Below are 8,060 nucleotides of genomic sequence, written 5' to 3'. Positions count from 1 at the left end.
GGGGTGTTCTGCGACAGGCCCGACCTGTACCGGCAGGCCTGCGATTACTACGCGGCGAACAACCGCGGCAAGCTGACGATGTTCGGCAATGGCTCCATCGTGCACGCCGTCTACTTCATGCACCCGGGTCACTTCGGGCAGTGGCAAGAGAGCGGCCGCGACCAGGGCCACTCGACGCTGGGCATGTCGCTGGGTGGCGACCTGCTGGAGATGGCCTGGAGCCAGGGCGACGACCTCTACGGGCTGTACGACAACCGCTTCCTCGCGGGAGCCGAATACGTGGCCCGCTCCAATCTGCTGGACGAGAGCGGCAACACGTACCCGATGCCGTACGCACGCGAGCAGAACCCGCCGGAACCCCACACGTCGCTGTGGACGCAAGTGAACCAGTCGTTCCAGCACAAACGGAACGCCTGGGAGCCCATCTACAACCACTACGTGAATCGAATGGGCCTGGCAGCGCCCAACGTCGCGCGCATGGTGCCGCTGTGCGAGCCGAACTACGGGTCCAGCGGTGGCGACGACGTGGTGTTCCCGACCCTCATCCACCGCCGCCCGGCCTATGCCGGGCCGATGAAGCCGCCGTCCGGCCTGACCGCCCCGGTGCGCGATGGTCGCGCCGTGCTGTCGTGGTGGGGCAGTGTCGGCGCGACCTCGTATGTGGTCAGGCGAAGCGCCCAAGCCGATGGCCCCTTCACGGATCTGGCCACGGTCGCGGCCACCGAACTGCTCACCCACACCGACGCCGCGCCCAGGAGCATCTGGTTCTACCAGGTCACCGCCCTGGGCAGCGACGGCGCCAGCGCCAGCTCGGGTTCGGTCCGGGCCGCGGTGTCCGGCGAGACGCGCTTGTCGATGCCCCTGAACGGCATGAATGGCACGGGCACCGCCGGTACGCTGCTGACCCCGGCCGGCATCGGAACCCAGGTCGAGGGCACGTTGCTGGACGGGGCGACCTGGGGCGAGGGACGCCGCAATGACAAGGCGGTGGCGTTCGACGGCAAGGCGGCCGGCTTGCAACTGCCGCCGGGGATCTTCAGCGGCCTGGACGATTTCACGATATCGCTGTGGGCCTATGCGAATTCGCTGCGCTGGGACAGCTGCCTGTTCTTCGCCGGGCACGACGGTTTCTCGTACATGCGGCTCGCGCCCAAGGCCGGCCAGGGGCTGCGTTTCGGGATCTGCGGCGCGGGGCACAACGACGAGCAGGCCGTCGAAGCGCCGGGCTTCCTGCCCATCCGGCGCTGGGTCCACGTGGCGGTCACGCTGCAGGGCAGCACCGGGCGGCTCTACGTCGACGGCACCGAGGTGGCGAGCTCGGATGCCATCCTGTTGTCGCCGCGCCAGGTCGGCGATCAGGTGGCCTTCCTGGGACGCAACTGGGGGCATCCGTCGTTCGACGGCCGGATCCAGGACTTCCGCGTGCAGGCGGGCGCGCTGAGCGCCGCCGAGATCGCGGCGCTGATGCAGTGACAGTGCGCCGGGGTGCCGATGGCTGCACCGCCGGCTTGCGCTGACGCGCTCAGTACTTGCGGTTCGGGAACTCCTTGGCCGCGACCTCCTGCGGGAACACACCCTCGTTGGTCTTGATCCAGCGCGGCAGTGTTTCACCTGCCGCCGCCTTTTTTGCGGCCTCCATCAGCTGCGGCCCGAGCAGCGGGCTGCATTCGACCGACACGTTCATCTTGCCGGCCATCATGGCTTCGAAGGCGCCCTTCACCGCGTCGACCCCGATGACCAGGATGTCCTTGCCCGGCTTCAGCCCCGTCTCCTCGATGGCCTGGATGGCGCCGATCGCCATGTCGTCGTTGTGTGCGTAGAGGACGTTGATCTTCTTGCCTTCCGCCTTCAGGAAGGCCTCCATCACCTCCTTGCCCTTCGAGCGCGTGAAGTCCCCGGTCTGCGATCGGATGACCTTGTAGCGCGGGTTCGTCTTGATCACCTCCTCGAAGCCCTTCTTGCGGTCGTTCGCGGGGTCGGAGCCGACGGTGCCCTGCAGCTCGACGATGTTGACGTCGCCCTGCGTGTCCTTGGTGTGGTCCAGCAGCCAGCGGGCGGCGCGCCGCCCTTCCTCGACGAAGTCCGAGCCGACGAACGAGGCCCAGGTCGTCGGGTCCTTGACCTCGACGTTGCGGCTCTCGAGGATGACCGGAATCTTCGCCGCCTTCGCTTCCTTCAGCACCGTGTCCCAGCCGGTCGTGACGAGCGGCGCGAGGATGATCACGTCGACTTTCTGGGCGATGAAGGCCCGGATCGCCTTGATCTGGTTCTCCTGCTTCTGCTGGCCGTCGGAGAACTTCAGTTCGACGTCGGCCGCCTTCGCCGCGGACTTCACCGATTCGGTGTTCGCCGTGCGCCATTCGCTCTCCGCGCCGGTCTGCGCGAAACCGATCACCAGCCGCTTGCCCGCGGCAGCACCCAGGCCGGGAACCAGCGACAAGCCCGCCGCGGCGAGCAGGGTGGCGACCAGGGTTCTCTTGTTCATCTGCATGATGTCTCCTTCCGATGGAACAGGACAGGCCGGCATGGCGGGATGCCACCCGGGTTCGAGCGATGACGCGGCCCTCAGCCCGGGTACCAGACCTGGCGCGGGTCGTCGGGGCCGCGGCGATACGACCACGCTGCCTCGACCAGCCTGGCCATGTCGTACTTCGGTCGCCAGCCGAGAAGAAACCGGGCCTTGGTGTTGTCGAGCCAGGTCGAGTGGTACGGCGTCTTGACGGGCACGAGCGGCACGCCCCGCGTGCGCGCAAGGTAGTCGCCCAGCGCGCCGTAGTCGACCGGCTCGTCCATCGCGATGTTCATCAGTTGCTGGCGCGCCCGGGGGTGATCGACCGCGGTGCAGATGGCGTCGACGAGGTCGTCCACATGCACGAAATTGCGCTGCACCGGCACGCCCGCCGCGTCGAGCATCACCGGCACCGCCCCGCTGGCGACGTGGGCGGCGGCCGCTTCGGCGCCGACCAGGTCGCACCAGCGCGGCCCACCGAACACATCGGCGCCGAACGACAGCTGGAACCTGAAGTCGTCCTTCTCCATGATCCAGGGCGCGCGCAGGCAGCAGCCGTTGAGGCCGTACTGGACGAAGTACTGCTGCAGCATCACTTCTTCGAGCACCTTCGACAAGGCATAGCAGCCGGGGTAGGCGCTGTGGGGCTGCGTCTCGACGACGGGCACCGGGTGCGGATAGACGAAGTGGCCCACGCCGGCATCGCCGCCGACCAGCAGGAATTGTTCGAAGCTGGCGCTGCTGCGGCAGGCCTCGAGCATCCAGAACATGCCCTTCACGGCAACGTCCATCACGTCGTCGGGCGTTTCCTTGCTGGTGGCCAGGTGAAGCACATGGGTCACGCCGTCCAGCGCGCGGTCGACGTCGACGCGGTTCTGGATCGAGCCTTGCACGCATTCGAGGCGATCGTGCGCCTCGAGTGGCCGTCGATGCGTGAAGGCGCGAAACACGAAGCGCTCGAACGCCGGATCGTGCAGCGCGCGCGCGAGAAAGGCCTGCCCTACCTTGCCGGCCGCGCCGGTCACGAGCATCCGGCCCCTGCCCTCACCAGGTTGCTTCATGAATGCAGCTCCTCATCGGTGGCCATGGCGGCCCTCAGCCGCGCTTGCGTCGGCGGCAGTCCCAGCTTGTCCGCCTGGGACAGCAGCAGGCCGATGCGCGCCTGCTTCTTCGACGCGTGGTTCTGCGCGATGTCGGCCAGGCGATGGGCCAGGAAAGGATTGAGCAGGCGATCGCGAAGAACGACGAGGTAGTCGCGCGCCTCGCGGCCTTCGCCGAGGGCGTCGAACACCGGCATCACCTCGTCGCGCCAGACCGCTTCCAGCTCGGCGCGCAACGGCGCATCGCCCAGCGCCTGCAGGACGGTTTCATCGTGCGGCCGACCGCCGGCCAGCCAGCGTTCGGCGAGAAACGTGTGGCCGAGGTTCAGGAGCATCAGCTTCAATCGCTCGAAGCGCCCCAGTTCGTCGGTCAGGACGATGGCCGGATGCGTGCACGGCAGCACCATTCCACGCTGCCGCTCGATCGCCCACAGGGCATACGGCTCGGCGACCGCGCCGAGCGGAATCAGTGGCTCCGACACGATGCGATCGACCAGCGAGTTGACCCACACGCATTCGTCGTGCAGGTAGTCGATGAAGGACGCCGGCGCCTGCCACGATTTCGCGAGTTCGCAGACGACCGCGCGCAGCGCATCGCCGTTCCTCGGCACGAGCTCGCAGGGGAACAGCGACGGGCCACCGCCCGGCTGATGCCGCCAGCGGCGATACAGCAGCACGGCCAGCTTCGCAGGGAAGCTGCGCGGCGCGGCCGTGCCGGTGTCGGACAACAGCGACGGCCCATCGGCGGAGTCGAGCGCGTAGCCGCGTTCGCCGGTGTTCGACACGATGACGCGGACGTCCGTCGCGACGGCCTCCACGATCTGCGGCCAATGGGTGTCCGCATGCCAGGCCTGCCGCACCGAGTCGACGTGCACGGTCTCGCACAGGCGGCGCCCGTCGAGCAGGCCGCGAACCTCGACGGGGTAGCCCGCGCCGCCGGCCAGCGCCGCCGTTCGTGCCGTGCTCTGCGCGCTGCCCGTGGTCTGCACGGCGGCGATGCCGCCGAGGGCCTCGCCCCGCGCGAGCGCCTGCGACACGAACAGGTCCACGTGCGCCTGCAGGAAGCGGCCGGTGCCGAACTGGAGAATGGGCAGCGCCATGGTGCGATCCCTCAACACTCGACGATGGCCTTGACCACGCCTCGCGACGGGTCGAGCAGCTGCACGAAGTCGGCGGGCAGGTTCGCGAGGGCGAGCCGATGCGTGTTCAGCGCCTCGTGCGGGATCTTGCCGGCACGCATGGCGGCGAGCACGGTCTCGAAATCCTCCATCGTGGCGTTGCGGCTGCCCAGCAGCGTCGCCTCGCGCTTGTGGAACTCGGGATCGGCGAAGGCGATGTTGTCGCGCACGACCGAGACCAGCACGTACTTGCCGCCGTGGGCGATGAAGCGAAAGCCGCGCTCCATCGCGCGGGCATTGCCGGTGGCATCGAACACGACGTCGAAGAAGTCGCCGCCGGTCAGCCGCGACAGCTCCGCTTCGTCGCTCGGGCCGATCACCACGCCGGCATGCGCTCCCAGGTGCTGGCAGCAGAAGTCGACGCGATCGCGGCGCGTGTCGAGTGCGGCGACGGTGGCGCCGCGCAGGACGGCGAAGGTCACTGCCGCCATGCCGATGGGCCCGGTGCCGACCACCAGCACGCGCTGGCCGGGCTGCACATCGCCGCGCCGCACGGCGTGTGCGCCGATGGCCAGGAATTCGAGCATCGCCGCCTGGTCGAGCGTGACGCCTTCCGCCTTGTGGACGAAGGCTTGCGGAACGCTGATGTACTCGGTGAAGGCGCCGTCGCGGTGCACGCCCAGCACCTGGATGGCCACGCAGCAGTTGGTCTTGCCCTGGCGGCACGCGATGCAGCTGCCGCACGACAGGTAGGGCATCACGAACACCGGGTCGTCGACCGCCAGCGCGCTGCCGGCGGGCGCTTCGGCGACGGTGCCGGAGAACTCGTGGCCCATCACGCGCGGGTATTCGAGATAGGGTTGGTGGCCGGTGAAGATGTGCAGGTCGGTCCCGCACACCCCCACCCGCCGCACCCGCAGCAGCACCTCGCCTTCGCCGCGCAGGGGCATCTCCCTGTCCACGACACGCAAGGTGCCCGGGGTGTCGCAGATCACGGTCAGCATGACGCTCCCTTCGAGTCGCTCAGTACAGGACGTTCTTCGCTTCGGTGGACTCGATGTTCTTCTTGGTCACCATCACCACGCCGGTGTCGCGGAACTTCGGCACGGTCTTGCCCTGGCTCGCTTCGACCGCGGTCTTCACGCCCAGGTGGCCCATCTGGTAGGCGCTCTGCACGGCGATGGCTTCGAGCGTGCCGTCCTTGATGAAGCCCTGCAGGTCGCCGTTGCCGTCGAAGCCGATGGCCACCACCTTGCCCGCCTTGCCCGACTGCACGAGCGCGCGGCCCATGCCGATCGCGGTCGGCTCGTTGGCGCCGAAGATGCCCTTCAGGTCGGCGTTCGCCGCGAGCACGTCGGTGGTCTGGTTCAACGCCGTTCCCATCTGCGAGTTCGAATAGAACGGGCCCACCACCTGCAGCTTCGAGTGGGTCTCGAGGTACTTGCGGAAACCTCCGACGCGGCCGATCTCGGAGCCCGAGCCTGCCGTGTACGACATGATCGCGATCTTGCCCGTCGTGCCGACCTTGTCGATCAGGGCCTGCGCGCACAGCTCGCCCGCCTTCTTGTTGTCGGTGGCGAGGAAGGACTGGTAGTAGTCCTTGCCCGCGTCGCTGGCCGCGGAGTCGATCAGGATCACCGGGATCTTGGCCTCCCAGGCCTTCTTCATCGCGGGAATCAGCGCATCGGGATCGGACGGCGCGAGCACGATGGCCGCCACCTTGCGGTTCACGGCGTTCTCGACCAGCGCGACCTGGCCGGCGAGATCGGTGTCCGACGCAGCGCCCTGGAAGCTGGCGGTGTAGCCCTTGAGTTCGCCGGCGGCGGCGGTCGATCCCTTCTTCACGTTCTGCCAGAAATCGGAGTTCGCGGTCTTCACGATGACGGCGATCTCCTTGTCTGCGGCCGATGCCGCCGAGGCGGCGAACAGGAACGTGGATGCGAACAGGGTGGTCAGGATTTTCTTCATGTCAGTCCTCTTGATGAACAAGCTTGTCTCTCTCCGATTCCCGGGCGGTCCTGCCGGTGAGGTGTCATCTGCGATGACGCATCTGGTCGATCCACACGGTGAGCAGGATGACCAGACCGATGATGATTTGCTGCGTGAAGGCAGACACGCCGCCCATGTTCAGGCCGTTGCGCAGGATGCCGATCACGAAGGCGCCGATGACCGTGCCCGATATCGTCCCGACGCCGCCCGACAGCGAGGTGCCGCCGATCACCGCGGCGGCGATCGCGTCGAGCTCGTACATCAGGCCTTCGCTCGGCTGGGCCGTGACCAGGCGCGACATCAGCACGCAGCCCGTCAGCCCCGCGAGCGTTCCCGACAGCACGTAGGCGAAGACGGTGACGCCGCGCACGTCCACGCCCGACAGGCGCGCCGCCTCGGTGTTCGAACCGATGGCATAGATGAAGCGGCCGAGCGTGGTGCGGTTGAGCAGCACCGCCACCGCGACGGCCAGCGCGATCATCAGCAGCACCGGGTAGGGAATGCCCGGGAACACGACGTCCGGGAAACCGTCGGCGCCGATCTTGACGACGCGGCCCAGCGAGCCGTTGCCGAGTGCGGCGAACCCCTCGCCGAGTCCGCCGATGGCCTTGGCATCGGTGATCTGCAGCGCGACGCCGCGCGCGACCATCATCATGCCCAGCGTCGCGATGAACGGCGGCAGCTTGAGCCAGGTCACGCACAGGCCGTTGACGAGTCCGCACAAGGCCCCCACCACCAGCCCGCACAGCATGCCCAGCGGCACCGGCAGGCCCGCCTTCACCGCCAGCGCGGCGACGACGCCCGCCAGCGCGAGGATGGCGCCCACCGACAGGTCGATCCCGCCGGTGATGATCACGCAGGTCGCGCCGATGCCGAGGTAGGCGATCGAGGTCACCTGCAGCGCGACCGTCATGCCGTTGCCGACGGAGAAGAACGAGTCGCTCACGAACGAGAACACCGCCGTGAGCGCGATCAGGCTCGCGAGCGCCGCGAATTTCTGGAACAGGTCTTTCTGCTTGTCGGTCATGGGGTGCCTGGCCGGGTCATGCGGCCGCGCGTGCCGGGCGGCCCGAGGCGAAATGCATGATTTCTTCCTGTGAGGTCCGGCGCGTGTCGAGCGTGCCGGTGATGTGCCCGGCATGGAACACCGCCACGCGATCGGTCATGCCGAGGATCTCGGGCAGCTCCGAACTGATGAGCACCACGCCGATGCCCTGCGCGGCGAGTTCGTCGAGCAGCTGGTAGATGGCGTACTTCGCGCCCACGTCGATGCCGCGCGTGGGCTCGTCGAAGAACAGCACGCGCGAGTCGCGGAACAGCCATTTGGCGATCACGACCTTCTGC

7 protein-coding genes and 1 pseudogene are annotated in these 8,060 nt (G+C 68.0%); 1 reads left to right on the top strand and 7 read right to left on the bottom strand.

The genetic code is table 11. The annotated features are described in order from the left end of the window. Positions 1-1,473 (top strand): LamG domain-containing protein (locus AC1D01_RS13255; RefSeq protein WP_477866879.1); only part of this gene is annotated, 1,473 nt, incomplete at its 5' end. 49 nt (positions 1,474-1,522) lie between these two features. Here AC1D01_RS13255 and AC1D01_RS13250 read toward each other — a convergent pair. The 7 genes and pseudogenes from AC1D01_RS13250 to AC1D01_RS13220 form a co-directional block, all read right to left on the bottom strand. Continuing rightward, positions 1,523-2,491 carry an ABC transporter substrate-binding protein gene (locus tag AC1D01_RS13250; protein WP_477866877.1) on the bottom strand — a complete coding sequence of 323 codons (969 nt, stop codon included), beginning with the start codon at positions 2,489-2,491 and terminating at the stop codon, positions 1,523-1,525. Between the two features lie 74 nt (positions 2,492-2,565). After that, complete coding sequence (locus AC1D01_RS13245) at positions 2,566-3,570, bottom strand: NAD-dependent epimerase/dehydratase family protein (protein ID WP_477866875.1); 1,005 nt, start codon at positions 3,568-3,570, stop codon at positions 2,566-2,568. After that, entirely contained in the window at positions 3,567-4,709 is a 1,143-nt protein-coding gene (locus AC1D01_RS13240; protein WP_477866873.1) for a mannitol dehydrogenase family protein, read from the bottom strand. Before AC1D01_RS13240 ends, AC1D01_RS13245 begins: the two co-directional genes overlap by 4 nt. A gap of 11 nt (positions 4,710-4,720) precedes the next feature. Further along, the gene (locus AC1D01_RS13235; RefSeq protein WP_477866871.1) at positions 4,721-5,731 is read right to left on the bottom strand and encodes a zinc-binding alcohol dehydrogenase family protein; all 1,011 of its coding nucleotides are present in this window, start codon (positions 5,729-5,731) and stop codon (positions 4,721-4,723) included. Between the two features lie 19 nt (positions 5,732-5,750). Next, a complete protein-coding gene (locus AC1D01_RS13230; protein WP_477866869.1) occupies positions 5,751-6,695 on the bottom strand; it encodes an ABC transporter substrate-binding protein in 945 nt (314 codons plus the stop codon). 64 nt (positions 6,696-6,759) lie between these two features. Continuing rightward, a complete protein-coding gene (locus AC1D01_RS13225) occupies positions 6,760-7,743 on the bottom strand; it encodes an ABC transporter permease (protein WP_477866867.1) in 984 nt (327 codons plus the stop codon). A 16-nt stretch (positions 7,744-7,759) separates the two neighbouring features. Continuing rightward, positions 7,760-8,060, bottom strand: a pseudogene (locus AC1D01_RS13220) (D-xylose ABC transporter ATP-binding protein); the annotation flags it as partial.

Source organism: Rhizobacter sp. P3_B12 (assembly GCF_056402895.1).
The sequence above is the reverse complement of the archived record's forward strand: the minus strand, read 5'-3'. Positions and strand labels throughout refer to the sequence as shown.

Coding starts and splice junctions, on each gene's coding strand:
- AC1D01_RS13245 (WP_477866875.1), bottom strand. CDS start 3,570: ATGAAGCAACCTGGTGAGGGCAGGGGCCGGATGCTCGTGACCGGCGCG.
- AC1D01_RS13240 (WP_477866873.1), bottom strand. CDS start 4,709: ATGGCGCTGCCCATTCTCCAGTTCGGCACCGGCCGCTTCCTGCAGGCG.
- AC1D01_RS13225 (WP_477866867.1), bottom strand. CDS start 7,743: ATGACCGACAAGCAGAAAGACCTGTTCCAGAAATTCGCGGCGCTCGCG.
- AC1D01_RS13235 (WP_477866871.1), bottom strand. CDS start 5,731: ATGCTGACCGTGATCTGCGACACCCCGGGCACCTTGCGTGTCGTGGAC.
- AC1D01_RS13230 (WP_477866869.1), bottom strand. CDS start 6,695: ATGAAGAAAATCCTGACCACCCTGTTCGCATCCACGTTCCTGTTCGCC.
- AC1D01_RS13250 (WP_477866877.1), bottom strand. CDS start 2,491: ATGCAGATGAACAAGAGAACCCTGGTCGCCACCCTGCTCGCCGCGGCG.